Raw genomic sequence first — 17098 nt, 5'->3', positions numbered from 1 at the left:
CCTGATCACGAAAACCACATCATTGAAAATTGCCGCAGTTTCACATGGGTAAATGATTTTTCTCACGCCGCCTCCAGTTCGGTAATGACCACTTCCAGCTTGCCGCCCTTCACTAGCTCACCGCGCCGCACCCTGAAATCATCAATCTGCTCGTCGTCTTCCATAAATCCAGCATGCACAAGCGAATCAAAGACGGCCTTTTGCAAGTTGTCTAAGTCTCGGCGGCGTTTGTCTGGTACATGGGCAGTAATTAAGAATTTGAGTCTGGAGGTGGTGTGAATATCGAGTTTTTGCTGCTGAATGATGGTGATAATGTCTTGTCTGTATTTTGTGCCTTTCTCGCTGATGTAGTGCCGTTGCCTTGCGTGTCGCCAATATGTGTTTAGGCTTGGCGGGTACGGCAGCGTTAGCCGGTATTCCTTCATAGTTTTAGCTTTCCCTCTGCAATCAGCGCAGCCTGAGTTCGTATTACGCCCTCAAGATGTGCCATATGCGCTTCACCAGCGTCTGTGCGCCTTGTCCTGCGGTCTATTTCATCGTGACATGCAGAGCATGCCCAAGCGCCGAATAGGTCGTTAGGCTTCATCCCTACGCCGCATAATCCAGCCATTCGAAAATGAGCCAGCACTACCGTCTCGCTGTTGCCGTTGCATATGCCGGGCAACCGCACTTGACATTCTCGGCCTTGAGCTTCTTTCCGAAGGTTAGCCATGTCTATTCCTCGCTCGCACTCTAAGCCAACGCACATCATGCAGGTGGGCGCTGTAGTTGAAAGTTACTGTTGATATGGGTTGGGGTTTACTGCGGGGAGTGGATTTGTTGAAGATTAAATTGTCTATCGCTATTTGTGTCGGACTTCGCTGTCGCTTCATGCTGCCTCCGGTGGTTCGGGGTCGGCGCTTGATACAAGCAGCGGCTCGACACCTGTCTCAAAGAAGCTCAACTTACCTTTCATCGGTATGAACGGCAGTGTTTTGGCATCGGCCAGTACAAAGCCTTTCTCACCAAAGAACCATGGAGAATCGCTTTCTTCTACGCAGTCGGTAATGGTTGCAATGCCAACAATGCCACCGGTCTGTAGTTGATCGATTGGTGGAAGCGGTATCCCATGCTCACGGAGTTTTTGGTGAATGAGATTGCACGCTCTGACGTACTCGATGGACTTAACTCCCTGTGAAGCGTGAATCAGTACAGGGCCACGGTATTTAGTGCGCCAAGTTCGGTTCTCAATATCTTTGTAGCCATTGACTATTAGCCAAGCCCACGGCTGCCTGATGCTTATTGCTTTCATGCGGCTGAACTCCTGTTGTGTTGTTGAGCCCAGCGCATTGCGGCTATGGCATCATCACCGAACTTAACGTTATGCTCTGCACCAAATGCCTGTATCAGCTCTATCAGGTCACGCATTTCACCCACAGTCATTCGACTAGTTGATTGCCCAAGCACAACAAAGCCGCCCTCAATACCCGGTGCCGACCGTTGGCCTTTGAGTGATGCGGTGAATATGTGCTTCCAGTCTTCACTGCTGAGCGTTAACCCATGCCAAATGACTTGCTCACTGATATCGTTAAGCATTGCCCATAGGCGCGCGTTCTGGTCTAGGGTTCTGGTTCGCTCTTGGATGGTTACTACGAGGGGTGAATCTGGATTGACTGGGAGTGACTGGATGAACTGGATGGCGTTTTGCTGTCGGTGTCGGTCTATCAGAAAATAGGCCTGTTTATTCATCACTCCCCCTTACCCTTGATGCCATTCTGTCGGTTAGAGCGGCATACCAACGCCCAGAAATTCATATCGCAAATCAGTGCTACGCGTATTTCCGCTGTTAAGCGAAAACCGAGCTTGTTTGACTTACCGACTGACCGACGACGCTTGCGCATCATCTTTCGTGCATGAGCCGCCTGCACTTCAATCTGACGCCGTCTTGAGGCATAAACACCCTTTGCAGGTATTTTTCTAGCCTGTTTTTGATACGCGGTTAACAGGTCGTGTACGTCTGATGATTTAGCCATTCTTTTTTTCTCCTTCGATAACCTTGATGCCAGCGGCGCGGATAGCCTCGGCGCATTGCTCTAATGCAGTGTTAAATCCATCTGGCCAGTCAGAGTCTTCTGGTATCAAAGCTTCATCTTCGCTGATGAATTTCTTATCTGGTAGCTCCACCTCCACCGCCTCGCGGCTTGCTTGCCATGCCATCCACATGGATTGATAGTCACGTCCTGACAAAGTGGAGTTTCTGTAATTATCACCCTCCCTTAATCCAATAAGGGTCTGCTTTGATATGCAAATAATACTCATAACCCACGCTTCAAACTGTTCACGACTTGTCATGACTATCTCCTACCAGCTGCAACACGCTGTGTTTGTATTCGTTGAAATCATCCGCAGTGATACCTGGTACCATGCAGTCACCAAAAATAACCTCTCCATCATGGGTAAGAACAAAGCGGAACTGTTTGAAATACGAAACTGATATTTCTTTTGTGGGGCCGCCGTTTGGAACTGAGGAGGGGAATTCTGGAAAGTGTTTGATTAGGTATTCAATGGCATCCGTTCGCTCTATGGCCTCACGATAGTTCATAAACATCAGAAGCCTCCTTTCTTACGCGGTTTGTCCTCTCTTTCCTTGGATTTTCTGGCTGCTTGATCCTGGTCCACTTCGTAGATAATTCCGCTTCTCTGTTCTACGTGGATAACGCCAGACTCACCATGCCGGTTAAGACGCAACAGATATTCTGTTTCTGCCTGGCTAGCCTGTTCGTCATAGGCGCCCTCTCGATAAATACCAAGCCAGTAATCACAATCTTGCTCAATCTGCCCAGTATCTCGGCTGTCGCTTGGCAATGGTCGTTTGTTTACTCGTTTCTCCAAGTCGCGGTTTAATTGCGTAAGTAAGACAACAACGCAGTTCAACTCTTTCGCCAGGTTCTTTAGCCCTTTTGTTATGACTCCATATGCCAGATCGTTACGCTCAGCCTTTTCAGCTTTCATCAGTGTGAGGTAATCCACCAAAACCATGCCAACAACCCCGCGCTCTCGCTTAATACGGCGGCACTCAGCAACGATATGAGAAAGAGATAGCCCTGGAGTGTCATCGATGTATAGATTCCCGTTTTGCGCCAACTCAAATCCTTTGGCAGATGCCATAGCAAATTTGTTGTCTTCGTATCCATCCAGGTAAAACACTTTGGAGTTAACCCTGGAGTTCTGGCTGATCATGTTTTCTGCAAGCTGTAATTTTGACATTTCAAGGCTGAATGCCAGAGCGGGAAGGTTTTCATTCATCGCGCAGTTAATCGCCATCTGGGTGTAAAGCGTTGTCTTACCCATTTTTGGTCTGGCGCCAATGACAAATAATGATCCTTTCACGATAAGCTTTGGGTTGAGCATGTTATCCAGTGCTTCAATTCCCGAACGCAAACCAACCGCCGAAGCATCTTGCTGTAGGCGCCGGTCTATCGTATCTAGCCAATCACTAAACACATCCGAGAACGGAGTTAACCCCTGGTGACTTCCAGATCTGGACTTTTCGTCAATCTGCATAGATAGAGCCTGGATAGCGTCACGTTTCTGATCTGTAGTCATCCCATTTCTGGAGTAGAGAACCTCGAGCATTCGGTTAGCTTGCTCAATCATCATTCTTTCAGTTGACGCATCTTTAACGGCGTTAGCATATGCGATGACGTTGGCCGTGGATGGAGTGTTCTTCTGGATTTCAGCCAGGTATCCAAAGCCGCCAATGTTTTGCAATTCACCCATTGCATCCAGGCGATCGCTCACAGTCAGCAAATCTATGACCTCGTTAGCCGAGTTCATGGAACGAACGACTTTGTAAATCATCCCGTGTCTACGGTTGTAAAACATTTCCGGCGCCAAGAAAGAAAAAACGCGCTGAACTCTATCACTCTGCGCGTCTAAGGTTATTGCACCGATCACAGCCTGTTCAGCTTCTGCATTGCTCGGTGGTAATTTGTAATCATCGGTCATCATGGGCTCCTTCACGAACTTTGGCGTAGACACTGTCGTCTAACAGATACTCAAGGTCTTTCTTTCTCCAGGTGGTGCCTCGGTTGGCATTCTGGCGTTCTTCAAGCATCCACCGGCAGTTAAGCGATATGTACTCCAGGTAGTTCCTCCAGTCCTGCATTGAGAACGCATGACCATCTAGCTGCCTGGTAACAACGCCAGCCTTCTTCCAGAAAGTGCGTACCTTGTTTTTTCGCTTGTCAGTGAGGACTCTAACCTTTGGTGCTTCAGGTAGGATTTCGTGATAGGCATCAACTACGTCCTGGCAAGAAAGCTTTGGTTTTTCCTGCTCTGATTTTTCTGCTGCTGAGACACTCTCTTTATCTTTAGATAAAGAGTTATTAGTTATATTGTTGTTTATGGACAACCGTTGGACATTCGTTGGACAAACACCGCTGAGAGGCTCGTCATTACTGGTGTTTTCGTTGGACAACCGTTGGACATTCGTTGGACAATTTTGAGACTGAAAATCATCGTATTTTAGGATGGTAATCAGGCTGAATTTACGTCCCATAGCTTCGATTTTCAGCATGCCTTTCGACTCGAAACTACGGAGCAAACTCTTCACTTTGTTGTCAGGAATGAAGGTTTCCGAAACTAATGTTGGGCGCCCAGTTATCATCTGCCCTCGCCCTACCATCATCTCTCCAATGTCGGTATTAACGATTGCCGGTGCATAGTTGGCTTTAAGTATCAGATGAAGCCATAGGTGTACTGCCTGAGAATCCTTGTACAGTCTGCTATCCATGAATTGACGGTGTATCAAGGCAAACCCCTTACCGGTTGCCTCCGGTTTCTCTACAGGTCTTTCCTGCGTTCTGTAGTCATCAATATTTCTAACGACGCTTAACATGTTCCGTCTCCTTCAGCCGTAATCGGATGATCCCCGTTAACCGCTCTGCAAAAGCACGGTTATTAGAGGCAACAACAACCAGACCATCTGGAGAGTCGGGGTAACGCCGTTCCTCTTCTCTATTGCTTTTTCTACGTTTTGACATAGAATTACTCCTGTGAATTGATCCAGTACTAGAAAGTCATAGTGATCTGAGAGTCGTCAGCTGTTCCCGCAGTTGGCGACTTTTTCTTTTGTGGCAATACCGATTCCACAGCCTGACGCGCTACCTCACGAATCAAACTGGTTTCCCATACCTTCTCTAGCAGTACGAACATCGTTGCCATGTCGCGGATATTGAGGCGGCTTACTTTCGATTCGTGCCACCCTGCTTGCTTTGCTAACTCTCGGTTAGTCTTCTGCATCATCCTGCAGCGGAGTTCTGTCTCCACTTCGTTGATGCGCTTGCTATAACTTGCATGTTCCATTTGTGATACTTCCTCAGTTGAATAAATAGTTACGCCACCGGTGAAGGTGGTTTGGGTTTCCCCACATTGCGGCAGGGAGGCCATGACTGTTAAAGAGCGGTGTTGCTTAGGCTGCTTTGCTGCCCGATTTCATAAACTGTTGCGGGTAGAGAATTTCCATCGCTGAGATTGCTCCACCGAAGAATTCGGCTATTTTTTTAGCCTTATCAAGTGATGTAATCTGCTTTCCGCGTTCGATGCGGCTTAAGTTTCCAACATCAATCTTCGTCGCTAAGGCTACTTCTGCGATTGTTAAATTTTTCTCTACACGCATTTTTCTAAGTGGTGTTTGCATATAAAACCTCCATAAATGCGCATTACGCATATTATGACACATATTTAATTTGCGCAATACGCTTTGCGTCAAACGCATAAAATAGTTAAGAATTAAGCTATGAATAAAGTAGGCAAAAAGATCCGACAGCTTCGCAAGGCGAAGAAAATGACAATCCTTGAACTGGCAAATGCGGTGGGAAGCGACGTGGGCAACATATCGCGACTTGAGCGTGGCATTCAGGGATATAGTGAACTCATGCTCAGAAAAATAGCCGATGGCCTCTCAGTTCAGGTTTCTGAGCTATTCTCAACTGATGAAGATGGTGATACTGTTGATTCATACAGTGTTAAGTCTCTATCTGATTCAGGGAGAAAAAATGTGTATCGTGTTGATGTCCTTGACGTTAGTGCTAGCGCCGGAGATGGTGCAAATACTGGAGATGTAGTAGAAATCATCCGTTCTATTGAATACGTTCCAGAGTATGCTAGAACGATGTTTGGCAATAGGCCGCAAGGCTCTGTCATGCTGATCAACGTCAGGGGTGATTCTATGATTGGAACATTAGAGCCGGGTGATCTGATATTTGTTGATACGCTTGCCAAATTTTTCGATGGTGATGGGATCTATGTGTTCGATTTCAATGGAGATACATTTGTTAAGCGTCTTCAAAAAGTTAAGTTTGAGCTTAAAGTAATATCCGACAACAAGGCTTACGAAACATGGTCTGTAACTCCAGACGAAATGGATATGCTTCATATTCAAGGTAAAGTATTGATAAGCCAGTCACAACAGATTAGAAGGCATGGTTAAATAGAATGAGATTACCAGCGCTATTTATCATTTCGCTTTTAGCCATATCAGGATGCGATCAAAAAAATGATGCGGTATTTGGAGTTAAATGGAACACTTCTCCAGATAGATATAGATATGAAAAACTGCCTACTTATCAGGTAATTCCACAGCGAGATGGTGGAGCGCTCGTATACGTAACATCCCCTCCATCTGGAAAGATTGGCACTGGAGAATATCGCTTTTACTTTAACGATAGCAAGCTGAAAAAGATTATTTATAGAAGCTATGACATGACAGGCAATGACAGCGTCGAGACAGCCAAGAAAGAATATAACCGCTTGAAGTCTATGCTTGGTCAACAATTTGATAGTCAGCCAGTAGTATCTGAGCATGTATACAATACCTCATTCGCTTTCTTTCCATGCGTAAGCAATCCTGAGTGCGGAAGTTGGTCTTCAACATTCTCGAACAAGGACACAACTGCAAAACTATCTATAAGTATGGGTAACAACGGAAATGGTTATTCTGAAGACAGAATTGCAGGATCTGTTTCTATTGAGTACACACCCAAATAACTGAGCTTCAAATATATAAACCCGCCTCGAGCGGGTTTTTTTGTGCCTAAAACTCCTCATAAGTAATAAAAAATAAATTCATCATTAAAACAACAACATGCGCATAAACCTCATAAATTGCACAAATATGCGTTTGACGCATATGCGCAATACGCATATATTGATTTCACACAAAGCAGGACGCACTAACCAACAGGAAGTTGGATGCTCTTTAACAATCAGGAGGTATGCCGAGAGGTGTACGAAATATCTAACCAATAACAGGAGGTGCCAAGTGGTGCACTAAAGCGGTTAGACCGCAGCCGAAAGGTAATGCAGCAGTAATAATGCTGCCCTGAGTCGCCATTGAGCGAGCCTGCTTAGCATCGGGTTAAGGTTTCTAATTAAAAGTAGCTTCGGTGAAGCAGCGCGAAGGCCAGACGCGCACCGGTTATTAGCGGCGATTGAGCGACAGAGGTCTCAAGGGCATGGGCGCGCTCACTGCGAGAGTGTGAGTCAAAGAAACTTATTTATACGAGTCATAGCTCGTATAGCTGAGTAACTTGGAGAAAAGCACATGGGCGAGAATATCAAAAGAATCCCCTTGCCTAGCCAAGAAGAGTTATTGAGCGAATTCAGATATGACGCAGATAGCGGCCTTCTCTGGTGGGCAACCCGTAAACCCGGTCGGGTGTTAAGTAACAGCTGTGGGACTTTAAATAAAAATGGATACATGTATGTGAGGTTTAATAGCAGGCTCTATACATTACATCGTGTGATTTGGAAGATGCTGACAGGGAGAGAACCTGATCATATTGACCACATCAACGGATGTAGGATTGACAATAGAATCAAAAACCTAAGAGAGGTTACAAGAAACCAGAATAACCGAAGCATTGGTTTAACGAGAGCTAATCGTACGGGTTATATCGGTGTTTTTTACTCGAAAAGGTATAACCGCTGGATGGCTTCAATATCGGTAAATAAGAAAAAAATATCTCTAGGTATGTTTGTTGATAAGCGTACCGCCGTAGAGACATATAACAGAAAGGCCATGGAGATTCATGGTGAGTTTGCCATGAGGAAAGTTCAGCACAATATTTTAATTCTCTCTAAAGAATTCGGAGAAATCCATGAACGCAAAACAACGCTGCAAATTACGCCGTCTAGAGCGCCGTAGTGAAGAAAGAAACTCAGCCAATGCAGAGCGCCGGTTTGCAAACAAAATCGCTACCACGCTCTCTGGATGCTCAGAGAGAACAGTAAAAGCACTATCCCTACCGACACCAAGAGCAGCTAAAGAGTTGGTAGAGGTAGAGCATAAGCAACATCGGGTTGTGTCCGGCGTCAACATTTCAGCGTTCGGGCGTCAGAAGATTCGCGGGAAGAGCATTCCCTTAATTTAGAGAGGTAGGTATGAAGCTAATTTACACAGTTCTAGCGGGGAAGCATGAAGATGAAGGCGAGAACATTAAGTTCATTGATGGCGCCGAAAACATGGAAGAGGCGCAGCGCATGATTCAGGAGAAAAACCTTTATACCTATCCGATATGCCGGATAGAAGTAACTGGATTTGAGGCTGCCTGACGGCGGCCTTTTTTATTGGGTGAACAAGGGGTGTGAGATGGGGAATATCAAACGCTACACGGTTGATTATGACTGGAAGGCCGAACTTGAAGTAGAGATTGACCACGACGTCATGACAGAAGAAAAGCTTCATGAGATTAACAATTTCTGGAGCAATTCCAAGAGTCGTATTGATAAGCATGGCTCTGTACTAAACGCAGTGCTCATTATGCTAGCTCAGCAATCAATGCTTATCGGTGTATCCAATGACTACAACGTTTATGGGGTAGTCAGTGAGTTCTCATGGGATGAAGGGAACGGTCAGGAGGGTTGGCCGCCAATGGATGGAAGTGAAGGCATTAAGATAACAGGATTCGATACTTCAGGTGTATTCGACACAGATGACATGACAATCAAGGCCTCCTAGCGGCCTTTTTTATATCCAGAATGGAGATAGATATGGAGTGGGTGAATTATTCAGAACGCAAGCCAGAATCTGCGGGCGTGTATTTGTGGCGCATGGGCAGCCGTGTAGCTAAGGGTATTACTGTCATCGCGAGGGCAAAGTTCAGGCTTCGCGGGGCTGGATATGACAATGTTCTTTCTCCCGAGTTCGATCGTTGGAATGGATACTCGGTACTCGTTCCTAAAGAACTGCAATGGGCAGAAGATGATGCATCATTTCCAGATGTTTCATTTGAAAACCTACCAGATGCTAGAGAGTGCCCATTCTGTAATCGTAATCCAACTATCAAGGCATTCGAATGGAACCAAGGCTGCCGATTAAGCCCTGAACCCTACATCCTCAATAAGTTTCAGTTGAAGTGCTGCGGGTGGATTGCTGCTGTAACTTTCGACCATCCAGTGACTGCAATTGAATCATGGAATTCCAAGTTATCCGGATGAACGGTTACAGCGTAGAAATCGAATAGAAGTCGAGTAATGCACATCGCAGGTATTCACTGAGTATCTGCTGTGAGCAATCCCGCTCATAACTGGAGAATTACTGTTCTCTGGTTAGATGACACGTTTTTCCCCTCTCGTTAGGGGCTTTTTTATACCCGGATTTCAGGCAAAAAAAAGACCTGATACGGACGCAGGGTATCAGGTCTAAAAAGGCCATATAGCGATATATGACAAGTCAAAGCCCACTTCTGGGGTGGATGTCCATTATATCAGTTTATCCATAGTGATTTTGTGCTTACGCCTGTTGTTCATAAAGCGTTGATATACCCCATCTAAACAAACTAATTCATCGCAAAGCGTAGGCGTTTTGCAATGAAACCAACAATCAATAACTAGGAGTTACCCATGATTTATGCAATCGCGGGTTGCCCGAACATGGGCAACCTCAAACAGTCGCACTTACGTAATTTAATCGAGCGAGCGAAAGATGCCGCCCGCCGTCTTATCGACTTATTGAATCAGCCCGGTAATCCCTTATGAGCTACTCAGTAAAGCTACTTCGAGCATTGGCTATGGAGTCATGCCGGTTACGAGATGGTGTCTTATGGGATATAGCAAGCGACCTAGCAAGGGTTAACGGAGGTGTGAAGTGAACGCATACCAGTTGCAGGATTACATTGAAGATCAGCGAATAAAGCAAAGCGACGCCGAACTTGAGCGTCAGAATTGGATTGATAATCGCGCAGAAGAAATCCTTTCAGAGTACCCAGATGGGCCAGAGTCATTTGCTGGCTTTAACCTTCCTGAATCGGTTCGGATGGGCTTGTATACATCAAAAGCTAAAGATGCATACAACGAGTTCATCACGGTAATGGCATGGGAACGAGCAGAAACCGAATGGAACGATAAGTATGGATGGGCGGCATGATAGAAACAGGCATTTATTATGATATTTCAAACGAAGATTATCATGCTGGTGAAGGGATTAGTAAGTCGCAGCTGGATGATATTGCAGTAAACCCAGCTTTTTATTTATGGCGTAAAAACGCCCCAGTTGATGAAGAGAAGATTAAATCTCTCGACATGGGCTCAGCTCTACATTGCTTGTTACTTGAGCCTGATGAGTTCGACAAGCGATTTATCGTGGCCCCTGAGTTCAATCGCAGAAGCAATGCAGGGAAAGAGGAAGAAAAGGAATTTCTTAAGCAATGCGAAGGATTGAACAAGACAATCATGACCTCTGATGAGGGACGTAAATTAAAGATTATGCGCGAAAGCGCCCTCGCCCACCCTACAGCAAGATGGATGCTTGAAGCTCAAGGGGTTCAGGAGGCGAGCATCTATTGGGAAGATAGTGAGACAGGCGTTTTATGCCGTTGCCGACCTGACAAAATGATAACTGAGTTCAACTGGTGCTTAGACGTTAAGAGCACAGCGGATATGGATAGATTCGGTCGATCATATTACGACTACCGATACCACGTCCAAGACCCGTTCTATTCAGATGGGTATCACAAGCAATTTGGCGAGCATCCTACCTTCGTATTCCTCGCGATCAGCACATCAATAAATTGTGGTCGTTATCCAGTCAAAATCTTCACTTCAGATGCACAGGCTAGACAGGCTGGGCGTGAAGAATATAAGAGAAATCTACGCACCTATTCTGAATGTCTGTCCACAAATGAGTGGCCGGGCATCGAAACATTATCACTCCCTTATTGGGCTAAGGAATTAAGAAATGAGTAGCCAGCCACCAATTGCAACCGCAGACCTGCAGAAGACACAGCAATCCAAACCGCCAGCAGAAAAATCCCCAGAACAAACTCTTGTAGCATTCATGAATCAGCCAGCGATGAAAAATCAGTTGGCAGCCGCGCTACCGCGACATATGACTGCTGATCGGATGATCCGCATCATCACTACCGAAATAAGAAAAAACCCGGAGCTGGCAGGTTGTAATCAGCAGAGCTTTATCGGTTCCGTAGTTCAATGCTCACAACTTGGCCTTGAGCCCGGAAACTCTTTAGGCCACGCATACCTCCTGCCATTCAATAAAAATAAAAAGAATCCATCAACGGGGAAATGGGAAGTCGTTAGCAAGGATGTGCAGTTAATCATTGGGTATCGCGGGATGATTGACCTAGCACGACGGTCTGGTCAGATAGTTAGCATCTCTGCCCGTACAGTTCGTGAAGGGGATGAGTTCAAGTTTGAGTACGGGCTAAATGAAACCCTGACACACATACCGGGCGAGAACGAAGATGCAAAAATCACTCATGTTTATGCTGTAGCAAAGCTGAAAGATGGCGGCGTACAGTTCGAAGTTATGACCTTCAAGCAAGTTGAAAAGGTTCGCAGCCAAAGCAAAGCAGGAAACAGCGGTCCGTGGTCAACCCACTGGGAAGAAATGGCGAAAAAGACCGTCATTCGCCGCCTATTTAAGTATCTTCCAGTCAGTATCGAAATGCAGAAAGCCGTCATTATGGATGAGAAAGCCGAGGCTGGACTTGATCAAGAGAACGCCTCAGTAATTCACGGAGAGTATTCAGTAGTTGATGGAAGTAGCGAGGAATAAGCCTTGTGGCATCCTCACAATGATATCCGAGTGGGGAAAGTAACCATTCCCTACTCAGGAAAAAACAACGGCTGGTTACTCCCCGATAACACCTTCACATCCAATCCAATAAAAGCCCAGCGACTAGCAGAAAAACATAACGCCTTTCTAACGAAACTGGCGCGCGAGCTGCATTGGTCCGCATAGGTAGATATTCATGAACAACCTACCAATAGAGACATACGAATCAGTAGTTCAGCAGCGTGATGCGCTAGAGAAGAAGCTGGCTGATATGGCGGCTGAGAATGCTGCGTTAAATAAATTTATAAAAGATGATTGCTGGGTATGGGATGACAAAAACGAGACATATTTTGATGCAATTGACGGCATTCCTGAAACCCCAGCCACCGAAAAATTCACCAGAGAGCTGATGGCAAAAGGTGTTGATGCTTTGGTTGAGCAAGAAAAAAGTGAGTGGATGGAATCCTACATCAAATCCGCAAAAGATTTCGCCGCCCAGCTTCGCAAGGGGATTAATGATGCACAGTAACAGCAAAGAGCGCGGCGCAAGCGAATACACATTTGTCGTTGAGTATGAAAAAGGCAAAGAGCCGGCGGTAAGCGGTGCTACAGAAATACTCGGTGGAAGATTGGTGTATGTGGCATTCGAAGATATTAGGGATAACCAGCTAACACCAGAAGAAGCATCAGTTCTATCTGATTTTATCGGGTCTGACGGCGATAGCTTCTTAGAGTATTGCGAAAACTACGACATTAATCCTGATCACGTTATCGAAAAACTTCGCAGCGCAATTTGAGGAGCAGAGCAATGACTAAGTTAACAAAAGAACAAGTTAAGTTTTTCATCGAAACAATGACAGACGATATGCATAACACTACACAGCATAAAATTGCTGAAACTCTTCTTTCTAAGTTCGGTGAGTGTGAGTCGTTACAGGCAAAGCTTCTGGCATACGAGCAAGCAGCTAAGAATCCGATTGGTTCGTTCCACATATCAGGCGGTCAAGTTGAGGCCACAACAGATTATTGCCGTGATGGGGAATGGCCTGTGCAAGATGGCGAGGTTCTGGTTTATGCAGCACCGGTATTACCTAAACAGCCTGAACTTGTAGATTTGAGTCAGCAAGTGGAAATACTAAACAGAATCTTGAATTGGATATTAAAAGAGCTTCCAGTTCCGACTCAAAAAGCCTCGGCAATGGCTATCCGATTAAGTTCTGTGATTGACATTATTTCAGACCTTGAGATTACAGCACCCGCACAACCTGTAATACCAGAACAGTCAGAACTACGCTACGGCGATAACGTCCTGTGGTTCTTGAATGAGCTTGCGGCTTTTGATGCATCTGACATCGATAGTGATGATTTTGACGTCTACGGCGAGGATCGGAACGGCATGGAAGGTTGCGCCACTATCAGCATTACAGAACTGGCAGCAGATGCCGCTAAGTTGTTATCAGCACAACCTGTAAGCGAGCCTTACAAGTTGCCTCAAGGCTGGAAGCTGGTTCCATGCAAGCTAACGGCAGAGAACGGAGCCAAGTCATGCATGATTGGTGAATTCACTGAGCAGACAGAGATTAGCTGCCCCGAATGCTTTGGTGATGATGAGTGTGAAACTTGTGATGGTAGCGGGATTATCGAGGTTACGGTTCCCGTCCGTTGGACAACCATCAAGGATATTTGGTCTAAAGGGATTGAACACTTTGCCGCAGCCCCTGCGCAGGAGAGCGAATAATGGCAATTCTTAATTATGACCCAGCAGATCCGGACAAAATGAAACTGCCAGTGGGTAAAGCGTGCGGTGATTGCGTACATATTCGGCGTTGTAAAGCCATTTTCGGGCACGCTGAATCGGATACGTATTGCGATTGGTCACCCTCTCGCGCTGCATTTTCAACGCCTACAGCACAGGAGCAGAAATAGATGACCGTCACATTTAACGGATTTTTAGCATTCGAAAAGTATGAGCCGAAGCCAGAAGATGTATGCAATTTCTGCAAAGGAATTTGTGGCAAAGAAAATATGGTTGGTGGGCCTGATGGATTATCAATATGTCTACCATGCATTGAGCTTTGCAATGAAATTGCTCAGGAACGCAAGGCTGCGGAGCGAGAGAAGCAAATCAGCGAAATTACCAGCTTGCTAGATGGATTGCCTGACTCCTGGCAGAACCATGAAGCGGCGGCAGCTCTCTATGATGCTGGCTGGCGTAAGGTTGATAAGCCATGCTGATAGCCGGTTATATCCTTCTAGTCAGCGCCTGCGGATTAGATGCTTGCGATGCCCTCCCCGTTACACCTGAAGTTATGCCAAAAGAAACCTGTGAACAATGGATAAAGCTGATTCATGAGAAGCGGCCTAACCACGTTCTAATGTGCTTACCAGTTAACCAAGATTAATAGCCGCCTAACCAGCGGCTTTTTTATTGCCGGAGGATGCATGCGACACATCATCAAGGGTAATCCAGAGAGTACAGAAAGAGCGGCTATAAAGGCTGCTCTCAATCTCCATCAAGCCAAGTACGGAGACTATGGGCCAACCAAGAAAGGCGTCACGTACACAATCAAAGTTAGCGAAGAGAAATTCTTCATAGAGATTATCAACCGAGAAAAATCATATGTGGCTACATCGATGATGCGCCCTAGGGATTTATCCAAAGTGTGGGGGAATGCAGCGTGAGTGAGTTTGCTAGCAATACGCCGCTAGAACATAAAGACCGGTGGCAGACGCCGATAGAGGTATTCGCCGCGCTTGATGCTGAGTTTGGTTTCTATCTCGACGCGGCAGCCGACCACGGAAACGCCTTGTGTGCCAGATATCTGACAGAGCGCGATGATGCATTGAATAGCGAATGGGTAAGCTACGGCGCTATCTGGTGCAATCCGCCCTACTCCGCAATAACTCCGTGGGTAGAAAAAGCCGCTGAGCAGTGCAAAGCACAAAGCCAGCCGATTGTGATGTTACTCCCCGCTGATACATCAACCGGCTGGTTTTCTCTGGCGCTCGAGTCTGTTGATGAAGTTCGTCTAATCACAGGCGGTCGGCTGTCATTCATCAATGCTGGCACCGGCAAACCCGGTAAAAACGGAAACAGCAAAGGCAGCCTGTTATTTATCTGGCGGCCATTCATCAAACCACGTTGCCAATTCACAACCGTATCACGTGACGAACTGATCGCAATCGGCAGCGACATTATGGCGGGAGTGAAAGCGGCATGACATGACAGCAGAACATGACAACGCGATAAGAAATGTGGCGCGGAGATGCAACGAAGCAATGAAATCTGCAATAAAGTCCGCGCCAAAAAAAAACCAACATCGACACAATCACCCGCCCCATTCTTCTCAGCCACTACGAAACCATTAAACCTCTCGGAATTCCATTCGTTAGGTTCCTTTGGACTATTGGTGTTTTGAATGGGCAGTTTGAGGATAAATGATGGATAACAACGTAATTCAGTTAGTACCAGCTAAATGGGTATCAGAAAGCGTTCTAATGGGGATAACAGGCCTCAAAAAGAACACCATAAAGAAAGCTCGTGAAGATTGCTGGATGGAGGGACGAGAATACAAGCACATCTCTCCAGACGGACAACCACGAGATAACAGCACCTGTTTTTATGATTGGAAAATGGTTGAGCGCTGGATGGACGGACAGCCAGCAGCGATCCCTCGTCGGAAATCTGCTTAAATAGCTTCCCCACTAACTTATGAGGATGTGTGAATGGCTAAATACCCAACGGGTGTAGAGAACCATGGTGGCAATTTGCGGCTATGGTTCATCTATAAGGGTGAAAGAGTCAGGGAGTCATTAGGTGTCCCTGACACACCTAAGAACAGGAAGATAGCTGGAGAGCTTAGAACTTCGATTTGTTTTGCAATAAAAATGGGGACTTTTGATTATGCAGAACAGTTCCCAAGCTCGCCTAACCTAACAAGGTTCGTGACAACAAAGCGAGAGATTACGATCGGAGATTTGGCTGATAAATGGCTTTCAATCAAGGAGACAGAGATTGCTGGAAGCACTCTGGATAGATACCGGTCTAAAATAAAAAACTCACTTCCATTCATCGGTTCTAACCGCTTGGTTTCATCAATAACTCAAGAAGATATTCTTAACCTTAGAAAGGAGTTACTTACCGGATTTCAAACCCCCGGTTACATGCACAAAGTGATCAGGAAAGGCCGATCTGTTCCAACGGTAAATTCCTATATATCCGGACTGACATCATTGTTCCGTTTTGCTCTGTCCAATAATTATATTACTTCAGATCCAACTGCAAACATTACTCCTCTGAGGAAAGGAAAACCCGAACCAGACCCTCTAACCAGAGAGGAATTTGTGAGAATGATAGATGCCTTTAGAGAACGCCAGATTAGAAATATATGGTCACTAGCAGTCTATACAGGAATGAGACATGGGGAGATATGCGCGCTGGCGTGGGAGGATATTGACCTAAAAGCAGGGACACTATCCGTCCGTCGAAATCTTGCAAAGGTTGGAGAGTTTACCCTTCCAAAAACTGCCGCAGGAGAAAGAACCATTAATCTGATAAGGCCAGCGATAGAAATTCTTCGCGACCAGTCAGAGCTAACTAGACTGAGCAAGCAGCACGATATCCCAGTAACTCAGAGAGAGTATGGCAGGAAGACTACTCACAAATGCACATTTGTATTCATACCGTCAGTTTCCGCCACAAATGGCAGATCAGGAGACCATTATTCTGTTGGTTCGATCAGCCAAAGTTGGGATACTGCGTTAAAGCGCGCCGGACTAAAACATAGGAAAGCGTATCAGTCCCGCCATACGTATGCATGTTGGTCTTTGTCTGCTGGAGCTAACCCAAACTTCATTGCATCACAAATGGGCCACACTAACGCCCAAATGGTTTATCAGGTTTATGGAGCTTGGATGGAGGAAACAAATAGCGAGCAAGTAGCCATGCTGAACCAGAAATTATCTGACTTTGCCCCACCCATGCCCCATAGCAAAGTTAGCAACAGTTAAACTCTTTATAAAACAATAGCATTACCATGCTAG

Annotated in this window: 32 protein-coding genes and 1 pseudogene; 20 read left to right on the top strand and 13 right to left on the bottom strand. The window is 45.9% G+C overall.

Going from position 1 to position 17098, the window contains the following annotated elements:
* Positions 1-62: 62 nt before the first annotated feature.
* From BN1044_RS04370 to BN1044_RS04320, 13 genes are all read right to left on the bottom strand, one after another.
* Positions 63-425, bottom strand: coding sequence for a RusA family crossover junction endodeoxyribonuclease (locus BN1044_RS04370; RefSeq protein ID WP_072307704.1), 363 nt, complete (start codon positions 423-425; stop codon positions 63-65).
* A complete protein-coding gene (locus BN1044_RS04365; protein WP_025796672.1) occupies positions 422-712 on the bottom strand; it encodes a DUF1364 domain-containing protein in 291 nt (96 codons plus the stop codon). The genes BN1044_RS04370 and BN1044_RS04365 overlap by 4 nt, the downstream gene beginning before the upstream one ends.
* A complete protein-coding gene (locus tag BN1044_RS23290) occupies positions 705-872 on the bottom strand; it encodes a NinE family protein (RefSeq protein ID WP_095661790.1) in 168 nt (55 codons plus the stop codon). The genes BN1044_RS04365 and BN1044_RS23290 overlap by 8 nt, the downstream gene beginning before the upstream one ends.
* On the bottom strand, positions 869-1291 hold the full coding sequence (locus BN1044_RS04360; protein WP_072307703.1) for an ASCH domain-containing protein: 423 nt from the start codon (positions 1289-1291) through the stop codon (positions 869-871). Before BN1044_RS04360 ends, BN1044_RS23290 begins: the two co-directional genes overlap by 4 nt.
* Positions 1288-1728: a recombination protein NinB gene (locus tag BN1044_RS04355; RefSeq protein WP_061554988.1), complete on the bottom strand. Its 441-nt coding sequence runs from the start codon at positions 1726-1728 to the stop codon at positions 1288-1290. Before BN1044_RS04355 ends, BN1044_RS04360 begins: the two co-directional genes overlap by 4 nt.
* Positions 1728-2012, bottom strand: a complete 285-nt coding sequence (locus BN1044_RS04350) for a hypothetical protein (protein WP_072307702.1) — start codon at positions 2010-2012, stop codon at positions 1728-1730. The genes BN1044_RS04355 and BN1044_RS04350 overlap by 1 nt, the downstream gene beginning before the upstream one ends.
* A complete protein-coding gene (locus BN1044_RS23550; RefSeq protein WP_072307701.1) occupies positions 2005-2331 on the bottom strand; it encodes a phiTE_015 family protein in 327 nt (108 codons plus the stop codon). The genes BN1044_RS04350 and BN1044_RS23550 overlap by 8 nt, the downstream gene beginning before the upstream one ends.
* Entirely contained in the window at positions 2318-2587 is a 270-nt protein-coding gene (locus BN1044_RS04340) for a hypothetical protein (RefSeq protein ID WP_072307700.1), read from the bottom strand. The genes BN1044_RS23550 and BN1044_RS04340 overlap by 14 nt, the downstream gene beginning before the upstream one ends.
* The gene (locus tag BN1044_RS04335; RefSeq protein ID WP_072307699.1) at positions 2587-3987 is read right to left on the bottom strand and encodes a DnaB-like helicase C-terminal domain-containing protein; all 1401 of its coding nucleotides are present in this window, start codon (positions 3985-3987) and stop codon (positions 2587-2589) included. Before BN1044_RS04335 ends, BN1044_RS04340 begins: the two co-directional genes overlap by 1 nt.
* On the bottom strand, positions 3977-4879 hold the full coding sequence (locus BN1044_RS04330; RefSeq protein WP_072307698.1) for a DNA replication protein: 903 nt from the start codon (positions 4877-4879) through the stop codon (positions 3977-3979). The genes BN1044_RS04335 and BN1044_RS04330 overlap by 11 nt, the downstream gene beginning before the upstream one ends.
* Positions 4863-5024 (bottom strand): hypothetical protein, encoded by a 162-nt coding sequence (locus BN1044_RS23545; protein WP_168780262.1) that lies wholly within the window; start codon positions 5022-5024, stop codon positions 4863-4865. The genes BN1044_RS04330 and BN1044_RS23545 overlap by 17 nt, the downstream gene beginning before the upstream one ends.
* Before the next feature lie 28 nt (positions 5025-5052).
* Entirely contained in the window at positions 5053-5346 is a 294-nt protein-coding gene (locus BN1044_RS04325; RefSeq protein ID WP_072307697.1) for a CII family transcriptional regulator, read from the bottom strand.
* A gap of 106 nt (positions 5347-5452) precedes the next feature.
* Positions 5453-5680 (bottom strand): helix-turn-helix domain-containing protein, encoded by a 228-nt coding sequence (locus BN1044_RS04320; RefSeq protein ID WP_072307696.1) that lies wholly within the window; start codon positions 5678-5680, stop codon positions 5453-5455.
* Between the two features lie 99 nt (positions 5681-5779).
* Between BN1044_RS04320 and BN1044_RS04315 the strand changes: the two genes are divergently transcribed.
* The 20 genes and pseudogenes from BN1044_RS04315 (at position 5780) to BN1044_RS04220 (ending at position 17065) form a co-directional block, all read left to right on the top strand.
* Positions 5780-6472: an XRE family transcriptional regulator gene (locus BN1044_RS04315; RefSeq protein WP_072307695.1), complete on the top strand. Its 693-nt coding sequence runs from the start codon at positions 5780-5782 to the stop codon at positions 6470-6472.
* Between the two features lie 5 nt (positions 6473-6477).
* A complete protein-coding gene (locus BN1044_RS04310; protein WP_072307694.1) occupies positions 6478-7029 on the top strand; it encodes a hypothetical protein in 552 nt (183 codons plus the stop codon).
* A gap of 556 nt (positions 7030-7585) precedes the next feature.
* On the top strand, positions 7586-8188 hold the full coding sequence (locus BN1044_RS04305; RefSeq protein WP_072307693.1) for an HNH endonuclease: 603 nt from the start codon (positions 7586-7588) through the stop codon (positions 8186-8188).
* 236 nt (positions 8189-8424) lie between these two features.
* Positions 8425-8595 (top strand): hypothetical protein, encoded by a 171-nt coding sequence (locus BN1044_RS23540; protein WP_168780261.1) that lies wholly within the window; start codon positions 8425-8427, stop codon positions 8593-8595.
* 37 nt (positions 8596-8632) lie between these two features.
* Complete coding sequence (locus BN1044_RS04295) at positions 8633-9001, top strand: DUF2528 family protein (RefSeq protein ID WP_072307692.1); 369 nt, start codon at positions 8633-8635, stop codon at positions 8999-9001.
* A gap of 32 nt (positions 9002-9033) precedes the next feature.
* Positions 9034-9480: a hypothetical protein gene (locus tag BN1044_RS04290; RefSeq protein WP_072307691.1), complete on the top strand. Its 447-nt coding sequence runs from the start codon at positions 9034-9036 to the stop codon at positions 9478-9480.
* Positions 9481-9885: 405 nt separating this feature from the next.
* A complete protein-coding gene (locus BN1044_RS23280) occupies positions 9886-10020 on the top strand; it encodes a protease FtsH-inhibitory lysogeny factor CIII (protein WP_020303614.1) in 135 nt (44 codons plus the stop codon).
* A gap of 109 nt (positions 10021-10129) precedes the next feature.
* Entirely contained in the window at positions 10130-10408 is a 279-nt protein-coding gene (gene gamL / locus BN1044_RS04285; protein WP_008814380.1) for a host nuclease inhibitor GamL, read from the top strand.
* A pseudogene (locus BN1044_RS04280) lies at positions 10408-11226 on the top strand (PD-(D/E)XK nuclease-like domain-containing protein); the annotation flags it as partial. The gene gamL and the pseudogene BN1044_RS04280, both read left to right, overlap by 1 nt.
* Complete coding sequence (gene recT, locus BN1044_RS04275) at positions 11219-12055, top strand: recombination protein RecT (RefSeq protein WP_072307689.1); 837 nt, start codon at positions 11219-11221, stop codon at positions 12053-12055. The pseudogene BN1044_RS04280 and the gene recT, both read left to right, overlap by 8 nt.
* Positions 12056-12058: 3 nt before the next feature.
* Positions 12059-12241 carry a DUF1317 family protein gene (locus BN1044_RS04270; RefSeq protein WP_072307688.1) on the top strand — a complete coding sequence of 61 codons (183 nt, stop codon included), beginning with the start codon at positions 12059-12061 and terminating at the stop codon, positions 12239-12241.
* Between the two features lie 10 nt (positions 12242-12251).
* Complete coding sequence (locus BN1044_RS04265; RefSeq protein WP_072307687.1) at positions 12252-12584, top strand: hypothetical protein; 333 nt, start codon at positions 12252-12254, stop codon at positions 12582-12584.
* A complete protein-coding gene (locus BN1044_RS04260; protein WP_139130886.1) occupies positions 12571-12852 on the top strand; it encodes a hypothetical protein in 282 nt (93 codons plus the stop codon). The genes BN1044_RS04265 and BN1044_RS04260 overlap by 14 nt, the downstream gene beginning before the upstream one ends.
* 11 nt (positions 12853-12863) lie before the next feature.
* Entirely contained in the window at positions 12864-13793 is a 930-nt protein-coding gene (locus BN1044_RS23825; protein WP_247650304.1) for a hypothetical protein, read from the top strand.
* Positions 13793-13981, top strand: a complete 189-nt coding sequence (locus BN1044_RS23820; protein WP_072307685.1) for a hypothetical protein — start codon at positions 13793-13795, stop codon at positions 13979-13981. Before BN1044_RS23825 ends, BN1044_RS23820 begins: the two co-directional genes overlap by 1 nt.
* Positions 13982-14290 (top strand): hypothetical protein, encoded by a 309-nt coding sequence (locus BN1044_RS04245; RefSeq protein WP_072307684.1) that lies wholly within the window; start codon positions 13982-13984, stop codon positions 14288-14290.
* Positions 14291-14497: 207 nt separating this feature from the next.
* The gene (locus BN1044_RS04240) at positions 14498-14737 is read left to right on the top strand and encodes a DUF4060 family protein (protein ID WP_072307683.1); all 240 of its coding nucleotides are present in this window, start codon (positions 14498-14500) and stop codon (positions 14735-14737) included.
* Positions 14734-15276 (top strand): phage N-6-adenine-methyltransferase, encoded by a 543-nt coding sequence (locus tag BN1044_RS04235; RefSeq protein WP_072307682.1) that lies wholly within the window; start codon positions 14734-14736, stop codon positions 15274-15276. Before BN1044_RS04240 ends, BN1044_RS04235 begins: the two co-directional genes overlap by 4 nt.
* Positions 15277-15496: 220 nt before the next feature.
* Positions 15497-15748, top strand: a complete 252-nt coding sequence (gene xisR / locus BN1044_RS04225) for an excisionase family protein (RefSeq protein WP_061553955.1) — start codon at positions 15497-15499, stop codon at positions 15746-15748.
* Between the two features lie 33 nt (positions 15749-15781).
* Positions 15782-17065, top strand: a complete 1284-nt coding sequence (locus BN1044_RS04220; protein ID WP_072307681.1) for a tyrosine-type recombinase/integrase — start codon at positions 15782-15784, stop codon at positions 17063-17065.
* The last annotated feature ends 33 nt before the right edge of the window (positions 17066-17098 follow it).

It is taken from the genome of Hafnia alvei, assembly GCF_900095695.1.
Classification (GTDB): Bacteria; Pseudomonadota; Gammaproteobacteria; order Enterobacterales; family Enterobacteriaceae; genus Hafnia; species Hafnia alvei_B.
The sequence above is the reverse complement of the archived record's forward strand: the minus strand, read 5'-3'. Positions and strand labels throughout refer to the sequence as shown.

Coding starts and splice junctions, on each gene's coding strand:
- BN1044_RS23545 (WP_168780262.1), bottom strand. CDS start 5,024: ATGTCAAAACGTAGAAAAAGCAATAGAGAAGAGGAACGGCGTTACCCC.
- BN1044_RS04265 (WP_072307687.1), top strand. CDS start 12,252: ATGAACAACCTACCAATAGAGACATACGAATCAGTAGTTCAGCAGCGT.
- BN1044_RS04355 (WP_061554988.1), bottom strand. CDS start 1,728: ATGAATAAACAGGCCTATTTTCTGATAGACCGACACCGACAGCAAAAC.
- BN1044_RS23550 (WP_072307701.1), bottom strand. CDS start 2,331: ATGACAAGTCGTGAACAGTTTGAAGCGTGGGTTATGAGTATTATTTGC.
- BN1044_RS04340 (WP_072307700.1), bottom strand. CDS start 2,587: ATGTTTATGAACTATCGTGAGGCCATAGAGCGAACGGATGCCATTGAA.
- BN1044_RS04335 (WP_072307699.1), bottom strand. CDS start 3,987: ATGACCGATGATTACAAATTACCACCGAGCAATGCAGAAGCTGAACAG.
- BN1044_RS04245 (WP_072307684.1), top strand. CDS start 13,982: ATGACCGTCACATTTAACGGATTTTTAGCATTCGAAAAGTATGAGCCG.
- BN1044_RS04310 (WP_072307694.1), top strand. CDS start 6,478: ATGAGATTACCAGCGCTATTTATCATTTCGCTTTTAGCCATATCAGGA.
- BN1044_RS04290 (WP_072307691.1), top strand. CDS start 9,034: ATGGAGTGGGTGAATTATTCAGAACGCAAGCCAGAATCTGCGGGCGTG.
- BN1044_RS04295 (WP_072307692.1), top strand. CDS start 8,633: ATGGGGAATATCAAACGCTACACGGTTGATTATGACTGGAAGGCCGAA.
- BN1044_RS23540 (WP_168780261.1), top strand. CDS start 8,425: ATGAAGCTAATTTACACAGTTCTAGCGGGGAAGCATGAAGATGAAGGC.
- BN1044_RS04260 (WP_139130886.1), top strand. CDS start 12,571: ATGATGCACAGTAACAGCAAAGAGCGCGGCGCAAGCGAATACACATTT.
- recT (WP_072307689.1), top strand. CDS start 11,219: ATGAGTAGCCAGCCACCAATTGCAACCGCAGACCTGCAGAAGACACAG.
- BN1044_RS04350 (WP_072307702.1), bottom strand. CDS start 2,012: ATGGCTAAATCATCAGACGTACACGACCTGTTAACCGCGTATCAAAAA.
- BN1044_RS04325 (WP_072307697.1), bottom strand. CDS start 5,346: ATGGAACATGCAAGTTATAGCAAGCGCATCAACGAAGTGGAGACAGAA.
- BN1044_RS04370 (WP_072307704.1), bottom strand. CDS start 425: ATGAAGGAATACCGGCTAACGCTGCCGTACCCGCCAAGCCTAAACACA.
- BN1044_RS04305 (WP_072307693.1), top strand. CDS start 7,586: ATGGGCGAGAATATCAAAAGAATCCCCTTGCCTAGCCAAGAAGAGTTA.
- xisR (WP_061553955.1), top strand. CDS start 15,497: ATGGATAACAACGTAATTCAGTTAGTACCAGCTAAATGGGTATCAGAA.
- BN1044_RS04240 (WP_072307683.1), top strand. CDS start 14,498: ATGCGACACATCATCAAGGGTAATCCAGAGAGTACAGAAAGAGCGGCT.
- BN1044_RS23290 (WP_095661790.1), bottom strand. CDS start 872: ATGAAGCGACAGCGAAGTCCGACACAAATAGCGATAGACAATTTAATC.
- BN1044_RS23280 (WP_020303614.1), top strand. CDS start 9,886: ATGATTTATGCAATCGCGGGTTGCCCGAACATGGGCAACCTCAAACAG.
- BN1044_RS04365 (WP_025796672.1), bottom strand. CDS start 712: ATGGCTAACCTTCGGAAAGAAGCTCAAGGCCGAGAATGTCAAGTGCGG.
- BN1044_RS23825 (WP_247650304.1), top strand. CDS start 12,864: ATGACTAAGTTAACAAAAGAACAAGTTAAGTTTTTCATCGAAACAATG.
- BN1044_RS04220 (WP_072307681.1), top strand. CDS start 15,782: ATGGCTAAATACCCAACGGGTGTAGAGAACCATGGTGGCAATTTGCGG.
- BN1044_RS04360 (WP_072307703.1), bottom strand. CDS start 1,291: ATGAAAGCAATAAGCATCAGGCAGCCGTGGGCTTGGCTAATAGTCAAT.
- BN1044_RS04315 (WP_072307695.1), top strand. CDS start 5,780: ATGAATAAAGTAGGCAAAAAGATCCGACAGCTTCGCAAGGCGAAGAAA.
- BN1044_RS04330 (WP_072307698.1), bottom strand. CDS start 4,879: ATGTTAAGCGTCGTTAGAAATATTGATGACTACAGAACGCAGGAAAGA.
- BN1044_RS04320 (WP_072307696.1), bottom strand. CDS start 5,680: ATGCAAACACCACTTAGAAAAATGCGTGTAGAGAAAAATTTAACAATC.
- BN1044_RS23820 (WP_072307685.1), top strand. CDS start 13,793: ATGGCAATTCTTAATTATGACCCAGCAGATCCGGACAAAATGAAACTG.